At 60.6% G+C, this 17,361-nt stretch carries 17 protein-coding genes; 9 read left to right on the top strand and 8 right to left on the bottom strand.

Features of this window, described 5'->3' with window-relative positions:
* Window positions 1–25: 25 nt before the first annotated feature.
* The 8 genes from Q0K07_RS00155 to Q0K07_RS00120 all read left to right on the top strand — a co-directional run bounded on the left by Q0K07_RS00155 (window position 26) and on the right by Q0K07_RS00120 (window position 5,833).
* A complete protein-coding gene (locus Q0K07_RS00155; protein WP_294554766.1) occupies window positions 26–568 on the top strand; it encodes an MptD family putative ECF transporter S component in 543 nt (180 codons plus the stop codon).
* Window positions 546–1,328, top strand: a complete 783-nt coding sequence (locus tag Q0K07_RS00150) for an energy-coupling factor transporter transmembrane component T (RefSeq protein WP_294554764.1) — start codon at window positions 546–548, stop codon at window positions 1,326–1,328. The genes Q0K07_RS00155 and Q0K07_RS00150 overlap by 23 nt, the downstream gene beginning before the upstream one ends.
* 17 nt (window positions 1,329–1,345) lie before the next feature.
* Window positions 1,346–2,830 (top strand): ABC transporter ATP-binding protein, encoded by a 1,485-nt coding sequence (locus Q0K07_RS00145; protein WP_294554761.1) that lies wholly within the window; start codon window positions 1,346–1,348, stop codon window positions 2,828–2,830.
* The gene (gene hutX, locus Q0K07_RS00140; RefSeq protein ID WP_294554758.1) at window positions 2,827–3,342 is read left to right on the top strand and encodes a heme utilization cystosolic carrier protein HutX; all 516 of its coding nucleotides are present in this window, start codon (window positions 2,827–2,829) and stop codon (window positions 3,340–3,342) included. The genes Q0K07_RS00145 and hutX overlap by 4 nt, the downstream gene beginning before the upstream one ends.
* Before the next feature lie 42 nt (window positions 3,343–3,384).
* Entirely contained in the window at window positions 3,385–3,900 is a 516-nt protein-coding gene (locus Q0K07_RS00135) for a flavodoxin family protein (protein WP_294554755.1), read from the top strand.
* Between the two features lie 89 nt (window positions 3,901–3,989).
* Window positions 3,990–4,619, top strand: coding sequence for a MotA/TolQ/ExbB proton channel family protein (locus Q0K07_RS00130; RefSeq protein WP_294554752.1), 630 nt, complete (start codon window positions 3,990–3,992; stop codon window positions 4,617–4,619).
* On the top strand, window positions 4,612–5,004 hold the full coding sequence (locus Q0K07_RS00125; protein WP_294554749.1) for a biopolymer transporter ExbD: 393 nt from the start codon (window positions 4,612–4,614) through the stop codon (window positions 5,002–5,004). The genes Q0K07_RS00130 and Q0K07_RS00125 overlap by 8 nt, the downstream gene beginning before the upstream one ends.
* 61 nt (window positions 5,005–5,065) lie before the next feature.
* On the top strand, window positions 5,066–5,833 hold the full coding sequence (locus Q0K07_RS00120) for an energy transducer TonB (RefSeq protein WP_294554747.1): 768 nt from the start codon (window positions 5,066–5,068) through the stop codon (window positions 5,831–5,833).
* A gap of 217 nt (window positions 5,834–6,050) precedes the next feature.
* Here the strand turns inward: Q0K07_RS00120 and Q0K07_RS00115 are convergent, their stop codons facing one another.
* From Q0K07_RS00115 to Q0K07_RS00100, 4 genes are all read right to left on the bottom strand, one after another.
* Window positions 6,051–6,608 (bottom strand): metal-dependent transcriptional regulator, encoded by a 558-nt coding sequence (locus Q0K07_RS00115; protein WP_294554745.1) that lies wholly within the window; start codon window positions 6,606–6,608, stop codon window positions 6,051–6,053.
* A 15-nt stretch (window positions 6,609–6,623) separates the two neighbouring features.
* Window positions 6,624–7,970: an MATE family efflux transporter gene (locus tag Q0K07_RS00110; RefSeq protein ID WP_294554742.1), complete on the bottom strand. Its 1,347-nt coding sequence runs from the start codon at window positions 7,968–7,970 to the stop codon at window positions 6,624–6,626.
* Window positions 7,971–8,161: 191 nt separating this feature from the next.
* A complete protein-coding gene (locus Q0K07_RS00105; protein WP_294554738.1) occupies window positions 8,162–9,487 on the bottom strand; it encodes a replication-associated recombination protein A in 1,326 nt (441 codons plus the stop codon).
* 185 nt (window positions 9,488–9,672) lie between these two features.
* Window positions 9,673–9,909: a helix-turn-helix transcriptional regulator gene (locus tag Q0K07_RS00100; RefSeq protein WP_294554736.1), complete on the bottom strand. Its 237-nt coding sequence runs from the start codon at window positions 9,907–9,909 to the stop codon at window positions 9,673–9,675.
* A 602-nt stretch (window positions 9,910–10,511) separates the two neighbouring features.
* On the opposite strand from Q0K07_RS00100, the gene Q0K07_RS00095 reads away from it, so the two are divergent.
* Window positions 10,512–10,955, top strand: coding sequence for a hypothetical protein (locus Q0K07_RS00095; protein WP_294554734.1), 444 nt, complete (start codon window positions 10,512–10,514; stop codon window positions 10,953–10,955).
* 284 nt (window positions 10,956–11,239) lie between these two features.
* On the opposite strand, the gene Q0K07_RS00090 is transcribed toward Q0K07_RS00095, so the two are convergent.
* From Q0K07_RS00090 to Q0K07_RS00075, 4 genes are all read right to left on the bottom strand, one after another.
* Entirely contained in the window at window positions 11,240–12,928 is a 1,689-nt protein-coding gene (locus Q0K07_RS00090; protein WP_294554732.1) for an L-lactate permease, read from the bottom strand.
* A 265-nt stretch (window positions 12,929–13,193) separates the two neighbouring features.
* Window positions 13,194–15,344 carry an L-lactate dehydrogenase (quinone) large subunit LdhH gene (gene ldhH / locus Q0K07_RS00085; protein ID WP_294554730.1) on the bottom strand — a complete coding sequence of 717 codons (2,151 nt, stop codon included), beginning with the start codon at window positions 15,342–15,344 and terminating at the stop codon, window positions 13,194–13,196.
* Window positions 15,345–15,347: 3 nt separating this feature from the next.
* A complete protein-coding gene (locus Q0K07_RS00080) occupies window positions 15,348–15,974 on the bottom strand; it encodes a lactate utilization protein (RefSeq protein WP_294554728.1) in 627 nt (208 codons plus the stop codon).
* A gap of 76 nt (window positions 15,975–16,050) precedes the next feature.
* Window positions 16,051–17,361, bottom strand: coding sequence for a (Fe-S)-binding protein (locus Q0K07_RS00075; RefSeq protein ID WP_294554727.1), 1,311 nt, complete (start codon window positions 17,359–17,361; stop codon window positions 16,051–16,053).

Raw genomic sequence — 17,361 nt, 5'->3', positions numbered from 1 at the left:
CTTTTTCTGAAGAGAAGGAAGAACCATGACACGATTTCTTTCCTGCTGGAGCGCGCGGGAACTGGTGGTCATCGGCGTGTTCGCCGCAGCCTCCAAGGTGGCCACGCTGCTGGTGGCCCTCGCGGGCGGGGGCATGAACCCCGTGAGTCTCATGGGCAAGAACCTGATTTTCACCACGCTGCTGGTGGTCATGCTGTGCAAGGTGAGAAGGCCGGGCACGCTTTTGCTGTTCACCGTCATCAACATCATCGTGAGCATGCTGCTTCTGGGCGCAAGCGTCACGCTGCTTCCGGCCATGTTCGTTGCCGCGCTTGCTGCGGAAGCGGCCATGTGGCCGGGTCGTGCCTCCTCAGGGGTGGGGAATGCCCTGATCGGTGCGGCGGTGTTCGATGTCGTGAGCAAGGTGCTGTCCCTCGGCGTGTCGTGGCTGTTCATGCGAGAAAATCCGGCCATGATGGTCATGGCGGTGCCTTTTGTGCTCACAGGCTACATAGGTTCCGTGGGCGGACTTTTTTCCGGAGCAAGGGCGGTCAGGGAGCTGCGTCATGCAGGCATCATTCATCAGTAGGCATGAAGGCCCGGGAGAGGAAGCGGGCAGGGGCACGGCGCTCGACGTGCGCTCCCGCATGTTCGTCACCCTGCTCAGTTCGGCGGTGACCATCGCCGTATCCTCCTTTGAGGGGCAGATGGTGCTTTTTGCCGCGTCCTTTCTCTACGCGCTTTCCATACGCCGTTTCCGCGCGCTGCTCACGGCCTATGCGGCACTGGCCGTCATGGCGGGCATGGCCGCGCTTTTCACCTTCGGCATATCCTCACTCATGCCGTCCATGCCCTTTTCCTTCAAGGGCCTTGCCGTTCCCTTCCTGCGCGGAGCGGTCATGCTGAACGTGGTGCTGCCCCTTGCGCTTACAAGCCGCATACAAGCGCTGCTCACGGCCCTGAAGTCTTTGCGTCTGCCCTTCTGCATCTATATTCCCGGGGCGGTGATGATACGTTTCATCCCCACCTTCATGAACGATATCAGACAGGTGGCCGAAACATTGAAGATACGCGGATACCGTCTCGGCTTCGGCGAAATGTTCCGCCACCCGCTCATGATGCTGCGCCTCATGTTTACCCCGCTGCTGTTCCGTTCCCTGAGAACGTCGGAAGAACTGGGCATTGCGGCCGAACTCAAGGGGCTGGAGGCGGGCGGGCGTTTCGTGCCCTTCCGGGGAGGAGCCTGGACGCGGCGCGATACCGCGCTGGTGCTGCTTTCCGTGGCCTGCGCGCTCCTTGCCCTGTACTGCCATGCCGTGTGGGGCGGCGAAAGCATGGGCATGCGCTGAGGGAAAGGGGAGAAGTCATGATACGCTTTGAAAACGTTACCTATACCTATCCCTTTTCCGACCGGTGCGCCGTGAAGGACATCAACCTGCATGTGCGTCCCGGCGAGCTGGTGCTGGTTTCCGGCAGAAGCGGCTGCGGCAAGTCCACGCTCATGCGCCTTGCCGACGGCCTGTGCCCCGGCTATTTCCGCGGAACGCTGAAGGGGCGCGTGCTCATCGACGGCAGGGATACCTCATCCATGCCGCTCAGGGATATTTCCCGCATGGTGGGCACGCTGTTTCAGGACCCGGAGCAGCAGTTCTTTGCCCTGGGCGTGGAGGACGAACTTGCCTTCGTGCACGAATGGCGCGGCCGTCCGGCAGAGGAAACGCGGGAGAGGGTGCGCCGGGCCGCCGCCTCCTTCGGGCTGTCGCCGGTACTTCATCATTCCATCCATGAGCTTTCCGAAGGGCAGAAGCAGAAGGTGGGGCTTGCCTCCATCCTTTCGCAGGAGCCGCGCGCCCTGGTGCTCGACGAACCCACGGCCAACCTCGACCCGGAATCCACGGCGGAACTGGCCTGCCGCCTGCGTGCCCTGAAGGAAAGCGGCATGGCCGTGCTGGTGGTGGATCACCGGCTGTACTGGCTGGAAGGCGTGGCCGACCGCGTCATCGTCATGAAAAAGGGCGAGATATGCGCCATGGGGAATTTCGCCCTTCTGGAAGATGAAGGGCTGCGCGCAGGCTGCGGCCTGCGCGACTGCCATGTGGAGGATGTGCGCAGGTCCCTGCCCGAAGCGCTGCCTGCCGGGGAAAATGCCCCGGAGCCGGGCGGGAAGGAACGCGGCCTGCGCGTGGAAGGGCTCAGCTTTGCCTACAAGGGGCGGGAGAACCTGTTCGACCATGCCTGCTTCTTTCTCAGGCCGGGCGTGACGGCCCTCATAGGGGAAAACGGCACGGGCAAGACCACGCTGGCCCGTCTGCTCACCGGTCTGAACAGGGCCGGGGCAGGGAAGTTCTTCATCGACGGCAAAGAGACGGCCCCGGGAGAACTTCTCCGGCGCGTAGGCATCGTGCTGCAGAATGCCGATCATCAGCTTCACATGAAAACCGTGACGCAGGAGCTGGAAGTCTGCCTGGAACTTGCCCGCCGCCTGCATGCGGGAAAGGACTCCGGCGCGGAAGACGCTTTTTCCGTGGCGGAACTTCTGGACATGTTCGACCTTTCCGCCCTTGCGGAAAGGCACCCGCAGTCCCTTTCCGGCGGGGAAAAGCAGCGCCTTGTCATTGCCTGCGCCTTTGCCAAGAAGCCGGACGTGCTCATTCTGGACGAACCCACCAGCGGGCTGGACGGCGGCAACATGCTGCGCATGGCCCGGGCGCTGGAACTTCTTGCCGGGCGCGGCGCCTGCGTGCTGGTGATTACCCATGACCTTGAACTCATGAAGCTTTCCTGCATGCGCGCGCTGCGCCTGCCCCTGCCCCGGGCCGGGAAGGCCGGAAACGAAGGAGAAAACGTATGAATACCCCCACTGACGGGAACGATCTTGCCGGGAAGGTGGCTTCCGCCCTCAGTCAGAAGAAGCCCTGGATGCTCTCTTCCCTTGCCCGGGAATGTCAGGTTTCGGAAAAGGACGTGGCCCGGGCTCTGCCCCCGGATATGTGCGCCTTCACGGGCGGGGAAAACTTCACGCGGGTGTGGGAAGCGCTCTGCGCGTGGGAAAAGGCCACCTTCATCGTGCAGCATGAAGGGCACGTCATCGAGGTGGCATGCCGCATTTCTGCGGGCCGGCCGGGGCACGGCTATTACAACATCATGGGAGAAGGGGTGCTCGGCGGGCATATCAGGGCCTGCGCCATCACGGATATTGCCTTTCTTTCCATGCCCTTCATGGGGCTGGAAAGCTATTCCGTGCAGTTCTTCCACGGGGACGGCAGGGTGGCCTTCGCCGTTTACGCGGGGCGTGAGCATCACGTCGTCATGGCCTCGGTGAAGGAGGCCTTCCTGAAGCTCAGAAAGGATCTTGCGGCCTGAAGGGCCGGGTCCTCCTTATTCTTTTCAACCAGGAGATGAAGCATGAAGACACTCATTGTCTATTCCTCCCTTACCGGCAACACGAAGAAAGTGGCGGAGGCCATAGCCGCCGTTCTGCCCGGCTGTGACCTCCTTCCCGTGGAGGAGGCTCCCGCCTCCGTGGAAGGCTATGACCTTGTGGCCCTGGGCTACTGGGTGGACCGGGGCATGCCCGACGGCAGGACCCGCACCTGGCTGGGAGGCGTGAAAAACGCGCGCCTCGCCTTTTTCGGCACGCTGGGCGCCTGGCCCGATTCCGACCATGCGAAAGAGTGCATGAAAAAGGGCGAGGAACTGGCCCTTGTCCCCGAACGGGGCAATGAGGTGTACGGCTCCTGGCTCTGCCAGGGAAAAATCGACCCCCGGGTGCTGGAAGCCATGGCGCGCATGGCGGGCAACGTGCACCCCATGACGCCGGAACGCAAAGCCCGCATCGAAGAGGCGGCAAAGCACCCCGACGAGGACGACTGCCGCCGCGCGCAGGCATTTTTCCGCGGTATTCTGGAAAAGATGAACTGACTTTTGTGCGCCGGGCCTTGCCCGGCGCGGAATATCCATCATGCGGCACGCTCCGTTCCGTGCGGTGGGAACGGGGCACGGAGGAAAAAATGAACTGGTCACAGATATACGCGACCATAGGGCCGGCGGGGGTCGTGCTCGTGCTGGTCGCCTGCGCCGGGGTGTACCTTGCGCTGAAAAGCTATGTGTTTCTTTTTCTTGTCTGGCGGGATTTCCGCAGAACCTTTCCCGAACTGGAAAAGGAGGATGCGTCCGGCGAGTGCATGGACTATCAGGGCGACAACCCGCTCATCTGCATCGTGCGCGACATCGTGCAGACGCATTCCAGCCATTCGGAAGATATCCGCGCCGAAATCGCCTACCTTTTTCACCGCAATTTCGAGCAGCTCACGCGGGAAATCTGCTATCTCAGGCTCATATCCGTGCTTTCGCCGCTTCTCGGGCTGCTCGGCACCATTCTCGGCATGGTGACGGTGTTCCGGACCATAGGCGAGAATGCCGCGCCCGATACGGCCATGCTGGCCAACGGGATATGGGAGGCGCTCATCACCACCATCATGGGCCTGTGCGTGGCCATACCCGCGCTCATGGTCTACTATTTCCTCATGCTGCGCTTCAAGGGCTTCCATATAGAAGTGGTGGAATACAGCTACCGCGCGCTGGAATTCTGCCAGAGAAGAAAGAGCGGCGGCAGACACGGAGAAGACGACGATGTTTAATTTCGGCCTGGAAGAAGAACCGAGCATTGATCTCACCCCGCTCATCGACACCATTTTCATGCTGCTCATCTTCTTCATCATGACGACGACCTTCAGCCGTCCGGTGCTCGACATCATCCTGCCCGCCTCCAGCGAAGCGGAAGCCTCTGCGGAAAAGCGCGAACAGGTCATTTCCATCAAGGCCGACGGAAGCCTGCATTATGAAGGAAGAATGATAGACAGGTCGGAGGTGGACGCCATCCTTGCGGAGCGGCCGGAAGCGCTGCTCAACCTGTATGTGGATCAGAAGGCGCCTTTCGAGGCCTTTGTGGAAGTAGTGGACATTGCCAAAGTCAGAAAAGGGGGCCGTTTTGTCATCAGCACTCAGCCGGGCGGAGATGAGTAGCGCGCTCCGCTGCCCCTTGCGCATCCCTTACGGCGTACAGGAGCGGCGCCGGAGCAGAAACATGGCGGCCTGCGGCATGTTCGGCATGATGAGCCTGCTGATGGCGGCGGGCGTCATGCTCCACGCGGAACGCACCCTTTCCCTGCCTTCCGTCGAGGCGCGCAGGGTGTTCATGGTGCAGGCGCAGTTTCGCACCGTGCCGCCGCCGGAGGAGAAACAGCCGGACATGGAGAAGATTCTGACGCAGGAGTCGGATTTTCTTGTGCCCGAACAGCCCGAACCCGTGGTGGAGAAAAAGCCGGAACCGGTGAAGCCCGAACCGGAAGTCAGACCTGTTCCTGAACCTGAAACAAAGCCCGTGGTGAAGCCGGAGCCTGAGCGCCGTCCCGCCCCGAAACCGAAGGCGAAAAAGCCCCCCCGTCCCGCCCCGAAGGCGGAAGCGGCGCTTCCTGCACCGGAGGGCAAGGCGGCGGAAAACGCTTCCTCCGTATCCGCTGCGGCGGCCTCCGTGCCCGAAGCGATGGGGAGCGAAAAGGCGGAGAGCGACCGCAGGAGCGCGGTGCTTGCCGGGCTGCTTCAGGCCGTGGAAAAGCATAAGCGCTATCCCCGGCAGGGCCGCCGCAGCGGTGCGGAAGGCACCTGCACGCTCATGGTGCAGATAGGGGCAGACGGGCGCGTGGTCTCCTGTTCTCTGGCAGAGGCTTCCGGCCGCACCGTGCTGGATGCCGCGGCAAGAAGGCTGGGGGAAAAGCTGGTGGGGCTTGACGTGGGCTCTTCCGGCGCGCTCAGGGTGCTCATTCCCGTGCATTACCGGCTGACGGACCGCTGAGGAAGCGCTGTTTCTGCAGAGGCTGTCGTTTTGCAGGGAGCGGGCGTATGCCGCACGGGCCGTTTTTACGGGGCGGCATGGTATCTTAAAAAACAGGCGTCGCCTGCGGAAAAGGCCGTGTGCAAAGCACGGCCTTTTTTCTTTCTTGTTCCGGTGCGTTTCCGCGCCCCGGGAACACGGGGCCTTTCCGGAGGCTTCCGGAAAAGGGCGCGGCGGATCAGCGGTATTTTCTCGCCAGTTCCTGCACTTCTTCCTGATTGTCGAGAGAACCCATGTTCTGGAAGGTCTTTTCCATGGTGCTGATGAGCTTTTTGCGTTCGCTCTGATATTCGCTCTGCCAGTTCTTCCAGAAATCTTTGGTGCGCAGATACAGGACGAACTGCCCCCAGCGGCGGATGACATGGGGGGGCACCACATGTTCCAGTTCGCAGGCCACGGCGTCGGCCTGCTTTTCGTCGAGCTGAAGCACCTGCAGAAAGAATTCGCGGAAAATGATGTGCCGGTGGGTGATGTCGCGGCCTACGCTGCGCCCCTGTTCCGTGAGATGAATGAGGCTGTAGGGCTCATACTCCACAAAGCCCATGGATTTGAGCACCTTGAGCGTGCTTGTCACGGTGGAGCGGCTTACCCCGGCGGCGTCGGCGATGGAACTTGCCCGGGCGGCGCCTTCTCTGGCTTCTTCCAGAAAAATGATTTCAAGGTAGTTTTCCAGCGCGGGGGAAAGGGCCTTTCTTTCCGCGCGCCCGTCCTGTTCTTCAGGGGAATGATCCGTCATGGTGCCTCCGGGCTTTTACGCAGTGTGCCGTTTTCGCAGGCCATATTCAAGCCATTTCTTCCCCCGGAAGAGCCGTATCGTCCAGAGAAGGGCGGCAACCTGCCCGGCAAGGCCCGCCGCATACACGCCCGCGGCGCCCATGTTCAGCACGGGCCCGAGCAGAAGCGCCAGAGGTATGCCCACCACCCAGCAGGTGACGGCGCCCACGCGGCAGGAAAGAATGGTGGCTCCCGCGCCGGAGAACAGGGCGTTCAGCATGCCCGTCATGCCGACGACGGGGCCGGAAAGGCAGGCGAAGCAGAGAAAGAGCGAGGCCTGTTCCAGCACGGCGGTCTCGCTGGAGAAAAGCCCTGCGGCGGGAGTGCGCAGAAGCCAGAGCAGCAGGGAGGGCGGCACGAGGGCAAGCGCCGTCATGGCGGCCGTTCTGCGGCCGAAGGCGTAGAGCAGGTTCCTGCTTCCTCCGCCCAGCATGTGGCCCGAAAAAATGACCATGGACATGTTGAGCGCGCCTAAGGGGAACATGAGCAGGGAATGCACGCGGCTTCCCACGCTCATGCCCGCAAGCACGCTGGTGCTTTCCGGCAGAAGTCCGATGATGGCGAGGGTGACGAGGCTTCCCGTCTGCATGATGATGTGCCCGGCGGCCGAGGGCAGGCCCACCTTGAAGAGGTAGGGCATGGCGCGCCGGTTCCACTTCCACGGCGCAAAGGCGGCGCGGCTCAGCAGGCCGTAGCGCCGCGCGAGGATCAGATTGCTGGCAAGGCCGAGCAGGGAACAGGCAAAGGTGGTCCACGCTATGCCCGCCGTGCCGAAGGCGGGCAGGCCGAAACGGCCCAGCCCGAAGCCGAGATCGCCCGCCATGTTGGCCGAAGCCATGAGAAAGAGGGTGAGCAGGGGCAGCAGCACCTTTTTATGGGCCCGGAAAATGGAATTCACCATGATGAGCACATAATAGAAGGGCAGCTGGCAGCAGTAGGCGGTGAAAAACACGGAAAGCGCGGGCCGGAGCTCGTCGGAAACGCGCATGGCCGTGAAGATGAGCGGGGCGGAAAGCAGGGCGAGGGCGGCCACAAGGGTGCCCATTCCGGCGGAAAGCATGATGATGAGCCCGGCATAGCGTTCGGCGCGCCGCCTGAGCCCCGCCCCCAGGGACTGGCTCACCGTGGCCATGCAGCCGCTGGCAATGAGGGAGGTGATGAGCATGAGCAGGGCGAAAATCTGCGCGACCACGCCCGTGGCGGCCTGGGCGTCCGGCCCGAGCCTGCCCGCCGCCCATACGTCGGTCATGGAAATGACCAGATGGCAGAGCATGAGCCCCATCTGCGGCAGGGTGAGGCGGAAAAGCTCACCTCTGGAGGGCATGCCTTCCGGGACATTCCGGGAGAAAGAAGCGGATATGGAGCTCAAGCGGCTTTCCTGTGTTGGAAGGGTGTGACGGCCCGTCCAGAGTAGCCGGAGCTGTATTATTTGTCAAATAAAGTTATACTTATAAAACTTATGAAGACCGGGATCAGGGCTCTGTCCGGAAGAACAGGCCCTGCCGGAGGAAGGCTTCAGGGCTGCTCGTCATGTTCCTTCTTCCAGGCCTTGATCTGTTCCAGCCTGTTCTTGAAGCGCACTTCCAGTCCCTGTTCCGTGGGATGATAATATTCCTTTCCGAGCAGCGACTCGGGCAGACAGTGCATGGCCGTGAGTCTTTCCCTGGTATGGTGCGCGAACTGATAGCCCTTGCCGTAGTCGAGTTCCTTCATGAGTTTTGTGGGCGCGTTGCGCAGGGCCAGGGGCACCGGCTCGTCCAGCATGGAAAGGGCGTCCTTGCGGGCGAGGGCGTAGGCTCTGTCGATGCTGTTGGATTTGGGCGCGACGGAAAGGTAAACCACGGCCTGGGCAAGGTGCACGGCACATTCGGGCATACCCAGAAAATGGCAGGCCTGCCAGGCGTCGATGGTCACGCCGAGGGCGTGGGGATCGGCAAGACCCACGTCTTCGCTGGCAAAGCGCGTGATGCGGCGGGCGATGTACAGCGGGTCTTCCCCTGCTTCCAGCATACGGGCCAGCCAGTATACCGCCGCATCCGGGTCGGAGTTGCGCATGGATTTGTGCAGGGCGGAAATGAGGTTGTAGTGCTCTTCGCCTTTCTTGTCGTAGAGGAGCGACTTTCGGGACGTGCACTGTTCCAGCGTCTTTTTGCTGATGATGGTACGCTCGTTTTCCGTCTCGCCGTTGAGGGCCGCCATTTCCAGCGTGGTGAGGGCGGAGCGGGCGTCGCCGTTGGAAAACAGGGCGATGTGCTCCAGTACGCCCTCCTCCACCTCGATGTGCTGCCCGCCGAGCCCCCGCGCATCGTTCAGGGCGCGCGAGAGAAGGGAGACGATGTCTTCCGGGGAAAGGGGCTGAAGCACGAAGACCTTGCAGCGGGAAAGCAGCGCGCCGTTCACTTCAAAGGAAGGATTTTCCGTGGTTGCGCCGATGAGTATGATGCTTCCCTTTTCTACAAAGGGCAGGAAGGCATCCTGCTGGGCCTTGTTGAAGCGGTGAATCTCGTCCACAAAAACAATGGTACGCCCGCCGTACTGGCGGTTTTTTTCCGCCTGCTGCATGACGGCGCGGATTTCCCTGATACCGCTGGTCACGGCGGAAAAGTCGATGAAGGCCGATTTCGTGCGCCCGGCGATGATGCGCGCGAGGGTGGTTTTGCCCACGCCCGGAGGCCCCCAGAAGATCATGGAGGATACTTTGTCGGACTCTATGAGCCTGCGCAGTACCTTGCCCTTGCCGAGCAGATGTTTTTGCCCGAAGAATTCCTCCAGCGTGCGGGGTCTCAGCCTCGCGGCCAGAGGCTCAGAGTCTTCCTGCTGGAAAAGTGAATGCTGTTCCATGCCTGCCTCCCGCATGATGCGTCATTCTATATCCATCCGGGCCGGGAGAAAAGCGGGAGTCCAGGTCGGCGTTTCTGTCCGGCGGGAGCGGGGCTTTTTCGCATGTCGGGCTGTTGTTGCGGGTGAGAGAAGACCTCCCGCAGTCCCTATATCGGGGGCGTTGTTTTCTGCCGCATGAGGATGTTTCAGCGCTGTGCTTCATCAATGAGAGCGATGAATTCCGTCAGTGACACGTCCAGCCCCTTCGCCAGTTTCTCCAGTGTGGACAGAGTGGGAGAAGAGGGTGCTTTTCCTTCCAGTTTCTGCAGATGCTTGTAATCGAGGCCTGCGCGCTGGGCGAGTTCTTCCTGCGTCAGATGTCTGGTGCGGCGCAGCTGCTTCAGCGTTTTGGCGAAGGCAAGATCAATAGAGGACATTGACATGTAATACTGGTCAATGGCAAAGTACAAACACCGTATATATGCGGTGTTTGTAATGAGTAACGCTCTATGCTCCGGCCCTGTCGTCGATTTTGCCGTGTTCTGATTTTTCTGTGGCGCACGCGTGCTCACGCCGTTTTTTGACGCTGTTTGTCTGCGACGGTGACGGAGAGTTTTGAGCCTGAGCGGGCAGTTTTTATCATTATATTGCAAAATATTTTTATTATTAAAAAAAGGTAATATTTTGTAAGAAATTTTGTTGAAAAAATATGCTTTTACAATAGTACGCTCAAAAAAGACAAATGTTTTTGTATGCGATTTTGAGATATCAGAGAATGAGTAGCGTCTTTTTCAAAAAGATGAACACAACGCCGCGCATGGGAGTAAGGGGGCAGACTTTCCGTGCGATAAGGCAGACGGATCAGATCATGAAGGAGGGGAGGCCTTCACGAGTTTTTCAGGGAATCCCGCGGAAGGCGGAACGTATTCAGGCCCCCTTGTTCCTGCGGACGCGGCGCCGGACAGAGACTTAAGGCTTTCGGGCGCGGAAGCCGCCCGGAAAACGGCATGTCCGTTTCTTATCATTATTTTTCCACAATGATGTTATGTTGCTTGAAAATAAGAAAAAACAGCGAAACTTAGTATCGGAGTTTCTTTCAAAGAAATATGATGACGATATTGTTGAAGATTTTTTAGAAAAGATCAGCAATGTCGACAAGAAGTTTTGCGAAGGAAAGCTTTCTTCTCCCATGGATAAGGAAGTATTTGCCGCTGTTGAGGCAAAGCTTTTTGTAGATCATATATGTACAATTATTTTATCTTTCGATGAAAGAAACAATGATGAAGGCAGTGACAGATTTTATATTCTGCACACTCTCAGAGATAATACCATACTTTTTGAAAAGCTCTATGCGTATTATCTGTATGCTCACGCGGTGCTGGTGAAAAAATATGCGCCGGATAAGGACGATGGAGATCTCAAGATTCTCGACAGAAAGGAGTTTTCCTGGGTTCTGGATATATTGATGAGCTATATGCTGCTGAAATGAGCCCGGGGGAGAAGAGCCTGCCTCACAGAAGAACGATGCACCGCGGCCGCAGAAAAAACGGCCGTACCGCAGGCGCATGTTTTTTTGCGGGGGAAAGTTCATCCCGGCGTTCCGTGGGGCGGAGCCGTTCACGGGCCTTTTCGTATGCCTTGTATGCCGTCGGTCGTGTTTTTCGATGAGAGTGTCGATATGGTTGCGACGCGGTATGTTTGCTTTTGTCCGGCGTAGATGCGCTTAAAAAAGGCCGCCCCGGAGGGCGGCCTTCATGGCAGATGCAGTGAGCCTTACATAAGGATGAAGGCCACGATGCCGACGGCGATGCCGTAGAGAATGAAGGGGATGACCGTACGGCGCAGGATGTCGCCTTCCTTGCCGATGAGGCCGAGCACGGCGCAGGCGGCCACGATGTTGTGGATGCAGATCATGTTGCCCATGGCGCCGCCGGCGCCCTGAGCCGCGATGATGATGAAGTGCTGAGGCACGGTGTAGCCGAGGGTTCTGGCCATATCCCACTGGAAGTTGGCGAAGAGCATGTCGGACACGGTGTTGGAACCGGTGATGAACGCGCCGAGGCCGCCCACATAGGAGGCGAGGGCGGGCCATGCGCCGCCGGCGAGGTCGGCCAGGCACTGGGCCAGAGCCATGGGCATGGAGATGTGGTTGGTGGCTTCACTCACGCTGGTGCCCTTGAAGATGGACACGAGCGCCACGGCGGCGAGCAGGGAGATGGTGGGGGCCTTCATCTTGGCAAAGGCGGTGGACCAGGCCTTGCTGACCTTGTGGGAGCCGATGGCGTCGTCACGCAGCATGCCGTGCAGGAAGATGGTGATGATGGAAACAAGGATGAAGGGCACGGTGCCGGGCAGGTTCATGAGGGCGATGTACGCACCCACGCCTTCCTGACCGAGAATGTTGGAAGCGCCGATGTTGAACATGGGGTCGGTGACGATGGGCTTCAGATGGAAGGCGGGCACGCGGGTCAGCACGAGGATGAGACCGCAGAGCACATAGGGCAGCCACGCCATGACCTGGCTCATGTGTTCCTTGTATTCCGTCACGTCGGAAGGCTTGATTTCACCGATCCAGTCGGGATCCCACTTGTCGCTGGAATCGAAGTCCCAGGTGCCTTCGGGCACGCAGATACCCTTCTGGGTGAGCTTGATGAGCACGCCGAGGCCGATGATGCCGCCGAGCAGGGAGGGCAGTTCGGGACCGACGGTCCAGGCAAGGATGAGGTAGGGCACGCCGAAGCATACGGAGGCGAGCAGGCAGTACTTCCAGGCCGCGAAGCCTTCGGACCAGGACTTGTTCTTGCCGTAGAAGCGGGTCATGAAGCCCAGCAGGAAGATGGGCAGGATGAAGAGCATGGGCAGGTGCATGAGGGTGACGTATTCGCCGATGAGCTTGTAGACCACGGCGGGGTCGCCGGTATTGAGGGCGGCCATGCCGAGAGCTTCAATGGACTTGAAGCCCTGGAGCACGGGGGTGCCCACGGCGCCGAAGGTCACGGGGATGCTGTTGAAGGCGAGGCAGATGACCGCGGCGCAGAGGGGAGGGAAGCCGAGGCCGAGCAGCAGGGGGGCGGCAAGAGCGGCGGGGGTGCCGAAGCCGGCCGCGCCTTCGATGAAGGCTGCGAACATGAAGCCGATGATGATGGTCTGCACGCGCCGGTCGGGGCTGATTTTCTTCATGCCGGCCTGGATGGTTTCCATGGCCCCGCTGTAGGTGAGCGTGTAGTAGATGAGCAGCGCGCCGAACACGATGATGAGCACGCCTGCGGCGGTGATGAAGCCTTCCAGCGTGAGGGCGATCACGCGGATGACGGGCAGCTGCCATACGATGATGGCGAGAACCGCGCCCGTGGCCCAGGCCAGCGGCATGGCGCGCATGGACGACCAGCGCAGGCCGGCCATGAGGATCAGCGCCACCAGAAGCGGCGCGACGGCAAACAGTGCCAGCAGTTCAATGTTCATATAACTCTCCTCTGACTGTAAGAAGGTAAACGGGCTTAGGGAGAAGAAGGAACATGCCGCCCCTCGCGGAACTTGCCCCGTTCCGTGCGGGACGGGCGCGTTTTTTTGCGTGCGCCCGCGCGTCCGCCTGAGAGTGTGGCGCAGTCAGGCGGGAAAGATGTTTTCTGCTTCCGCGCAAGGCGGAAGCGCAGGTGTTTTTTCAGGGAATATTCCACCCCGGCGGGGAAGGCTCCGCCCGGAGGCGGAGCCTTTCGTCGTTACGGCGTTATTTCATGGCACGGGCGAGCAGTTCGGACATGTGCTCGACCTTGATGGGGGAGTCGTTGGCCGTGGCCACACCGCGGATCTGCATGACGCAGCCGGGGCAGTCGGTGACGATGATGGAAGCGCCGGTGGCTTCGCTGTTCTTCAGCTTCTTTCTGCCGATTTCGGCGGAGAGTTCGGGGAACTTCACCGAGAAGGTGCCGCCGAAGCCGCAGCACACGTCTTCTTCAGCGGCAGGCGTGTAGTCGGCCACCATGTTCAGCAGAGCGCGCGGCTCTTCGGTGACGCCCAGGTTCCGCATGTGGCAGGGCGAATGGTAGGTGACCTTGTCGCCCGTCTTCACGAAGTCGTCCGCTCTCAGGCCGAGCTTGTTGTACACGAAGGAGGTGAAGTCCATGACCTTGGAGGCGAAGATGCCGGCGCGGTACCTGTCTCCGGTATCCTTCAGAAGGTCGGGATAGCCGTGCTTGAGGTGACCGGCGCAGGAGGCGCAGAGGGTGAGGATGGCGTCGTACTTGCCCGGTTCAAAGGCGTTCACGTTCTGCGAGCTGACCTCAAGGCTGGTTTCTCTCTGGCCCATCATTTCCAGCGGCAGGCCGCAGCAGGTCTGCTTGAGCGGGAATTCCACATGCACGCCGTGCCTGTTGAGCACGCGCACCGCGGCCACGAGCTGTTCGGGATAGATGAAGTCCTGGGCGCAGCCGGAGAAGATGGCCACGCGGAACTTCGGCTGGGCGGGGTTGTTCACCACCTTCTCGAAGAGCTGACGGAAGGACTTGGGAGCCAGAGCGGGAAGCTGACGGAAGCTCTGGTCGCCGCCCATGAGCACCGCAGGCAGGTGACGGATGAAGCGGCCGCCCTTCACGGTGAGGGGCTTCTGCGAGAACTTGATGAACTTGAGCAGGCTGTGGAAGCGGTCGCGGTCCTTCATGACCATGCTCATCACGGAACCGGCGGTGCTGTTGCCTTCGCTCTTCACGATGCGGGAGCGGATTTCACGGGTGATGCGCGGCAGGTCGATGCCCGCGGAGCACACGTTCTTGCAGGATTCGCAGCCTATGCAGTTCTGGACGAGGGCGCGGGCCTTGTCCGCCCCGTGATAGAGGTAGGTGAGGGCGAGGCCCACGGCGCCGATGTACACATAGCCCATCTTGTGGCCGCCGATGAGGCGGTAGACGGGGCAGACGTTGGCGCAGGCGCCGCAGCGCACGCAGCGCAGGATGTCCTTGAAGGCGGGGTCCTTGGCGATGCTCTGGCGGCCGTTGTCGAGGAAGACGATGTGCATTTCCTTGCGGCCGTCGGGACCGGTGGCGCATTCGTTGGCGCCCGCAATCCAGGTGATGTAGGAGGTGATGGCCTGGGCGGTGGCGTTTCTCGGCAGCACCTGAAGCACCTTCAGGGCGTCGGCCACGGTGGGAATGAGCTTTTCAAGGCCGGCGAGCACCACATGCACGCGGGGCATGGTGGTCACAAGGCGCAGGTTGCCTTCGTTGGTCACCGTGCCGATGAGCCCGGCTTCGGCCACGGCGAAGTTCGCGCCGGAAATGCCCATGTCGGCGTTCACATACTCGCTGCGCAGTTCCTTGCGGGCCACCTTCACCAGCTTCTGGATGTCTTCCCTGTCCTGCTGCACATGGGTCACGTCGGTGAACAGGTCCGCCACCTGATAGCGGGAAAGGTGGATGGCGGGCATGACCATGTGGGAGGGGCCTTCATGACGCAGCTGGATGATCCATTCGCCGAGGTCGGTTTCCACCACGCGGAAGCCTTCCTTCTCCAGCGCGCCGTTGAGGTGAATTTCCTCCGCCGTCATGGATTTGGACTTGATGATGTTCTTGCAGTGGTTTTCCTTGGCGATTCTGGCGATGATGCGGTTGGCTTCCGCCCCGGTGGAGGCGAAATGCACATGCACGCCGCGCTTTTCCGCTTCGGTCTTGAACTGCTCGTAGAGTTCCATCATGTGCTGGGCGGCGTTGTCCTTGATGTCCGCCACTTCGTGGACGAGCTCATCAACATCCATGCCTTCAAAGATACGGACGCGGTTGGCCTTGTATTCGACGGCGAACTTGTCCAGCGTGGCACGGAGGAACTTGTCGTCCAGCGCTTCCTGAATCTGACCGTGGTATTCCTTCATGTTCTTGGCGTCGGCCATGTCTTAATCCTCCAGCAGCACGATGTGAAGTTCGAGGGGTCCGTGCACGCCGAGGGCGCCCACGCGTTCGATATCGGCCGTACGGCTGGGGCCGGTGATGAAGGCCGTGTAGGATGCTCCGCCTCTGTTGAGCAGATCGAGCATGATGTCGTTGGCGTCCTCCAGCTTGTTGAGCAGGGTGGACTTGCGCACCAGCATGATGGACACTTCGGCCACCATGGTGCCGATGCGCACTTCTTCACGGTTGGAGTTGACGACGCACGTCACCGTGTCGGCCACGAGAGCGTCGGCCCAGGTGATGCTGGTGTCGAAACCGCCCATGTGGTCGCGCAGGCCGGAACGCAGCAGCGTGATGTCGGTACCCGCAGCCTTTTCTTCCAGAACGGCATATTCCTCATCGGAAAGACCGGGGGCCGCGATGAAACGTTCAAGCATGGTGGGGAAGCCGTTTTCACTGACAGGGCCGTACTGCTTGCCTTCCTCGGGCAGCAGCATTTCGCAGTGACGTTTCTTTTCGGTGACGTCCACGGCGTATTGCATGGCGTCCGCGAAATCCTTCGCTTCATAGAGAGAAGCGGGAATCGAGGGAGCCTTGGCTTTCACCACTTCAACAAGTTGATCCTGGGTCATTGTTACTCCTTGGCAAGTTTCGCCTGAAGGGAGGGAGGAAAACAGGAAGGCCGGACGGCCGGCCTTCCCTCCTTTGTCAGTCGGGCAGCGTTTCCGCGTAGATTTCAATGGGGTGCTTGACGACGATGTCGTCCTTGTTCTGCGAGAGCATGTCGGAAATCTGAAGCATGCACGCGGGGCAGCCCGTGGCCACGGCGGAGGCGCCGGAACGCACGATGTTCTCGCGTTTGCGCAGGCCTATTTCCTTCGACAGCTCGTAATGGAACAGGGTGAAGCTGCCGCCGCAGCCGCAGCAGCGGTCGGCCTCCGCCATTTCCACCAGCTCGTAGTTGGGGTTCTGGCGGATGAGCTTGCGGGGCTGTTCCCACACGCCGAGGCTCTTTTTCAGGTGGCAGGAATCGTGGAAGGTCACGCGGGTGACCTCTCCGGGGCGGCGTGCGCCCTTGTCCATGGTGTCCACATGCAGAACGTCGATGAGGAAGGCGTTGATGTCCATCACGCGGGCGGCCACCGATGCGATGGTCTTCTGGTGTTCGGGCGAGAACTCCCGGGCAAAGTGCGGCCACCATTCCTTCAGCGTGGCGGTGCAGGAACCGCAGGGCGTGAGGACGTACTGTATGCCGCCGCCGGTGAATTCGCGGCCGATGACATCAAGATTCTTCCTGGTTTCCAGCACGAAACCGGTGCGGTCGCCGGAAGCGAGGGCAGGGATGCCGCAGCAGGTGAGCCTGGACGGCATGACCACGCCCACGCCGTGATGTTTGAGCACCTTGAGGCATGCCTCGCCGAGCTGCGTATAGTATTTGTCGGCCATGCAGCCCGCAAAGAAGAGCACCTTGATGCCGATCTGGCCTTCGGTGCGCAGATCCCCGTATTTCGCGTGGAGCGACTTCGACGGGAGCTTTGCGATGTGGCGCGAGCCGATGAGCTTTTTGAAAAGCGGCATGTCGTAGGTCTTCGCGCCCTTCTGACGCATGACCAGCCCCTGGAAGGGGGCGGCGCTGCGCATCATGGCGCTGAAGAGCTGCGGATGGGTGAGCAGTTCGCGGAACACGAACTTCTTGATGGGGTTCAGGCCGCGATAGTCCACCAGCGCCTGCCGGGCTTCCATGAAGATTTCCAGAATGGAAACGCCGGAGGGGCAGTTCGCCTGGCAGGAACCGCACAGCAGGCAGCGGTTCAGCTTTTCTTCCACGGCGTCGGCGTCTTCGATCATCTTGTGGGCGAGATTGTCGAGAAGCGCCAGCTTGCCGCGGCTCACGTCGGATTCCTTATAGGTGACGCCGAACACCGGGCACACCGCCTGGCAGAGGCCGCAGCGCATGCAGTCGGCCAGCCGGTCGTCCAGCTTCATCAGTGTCTGTGCAAGACGGGTGATGTCGCTCAT

Source organism: uncultured Mailhella sp. (assembly GCF_944324615.1).
Lineage (GTDB): Bacteria > Desulfobacterota > Desulfovibrionia > Desulfovibrionales > Desulfovibrionaceae > Mailhella.
Note: the sequence above shows the minus strand (reverse complement) of the source record. Positions and strands in the feature narration are given on the sequence as shown.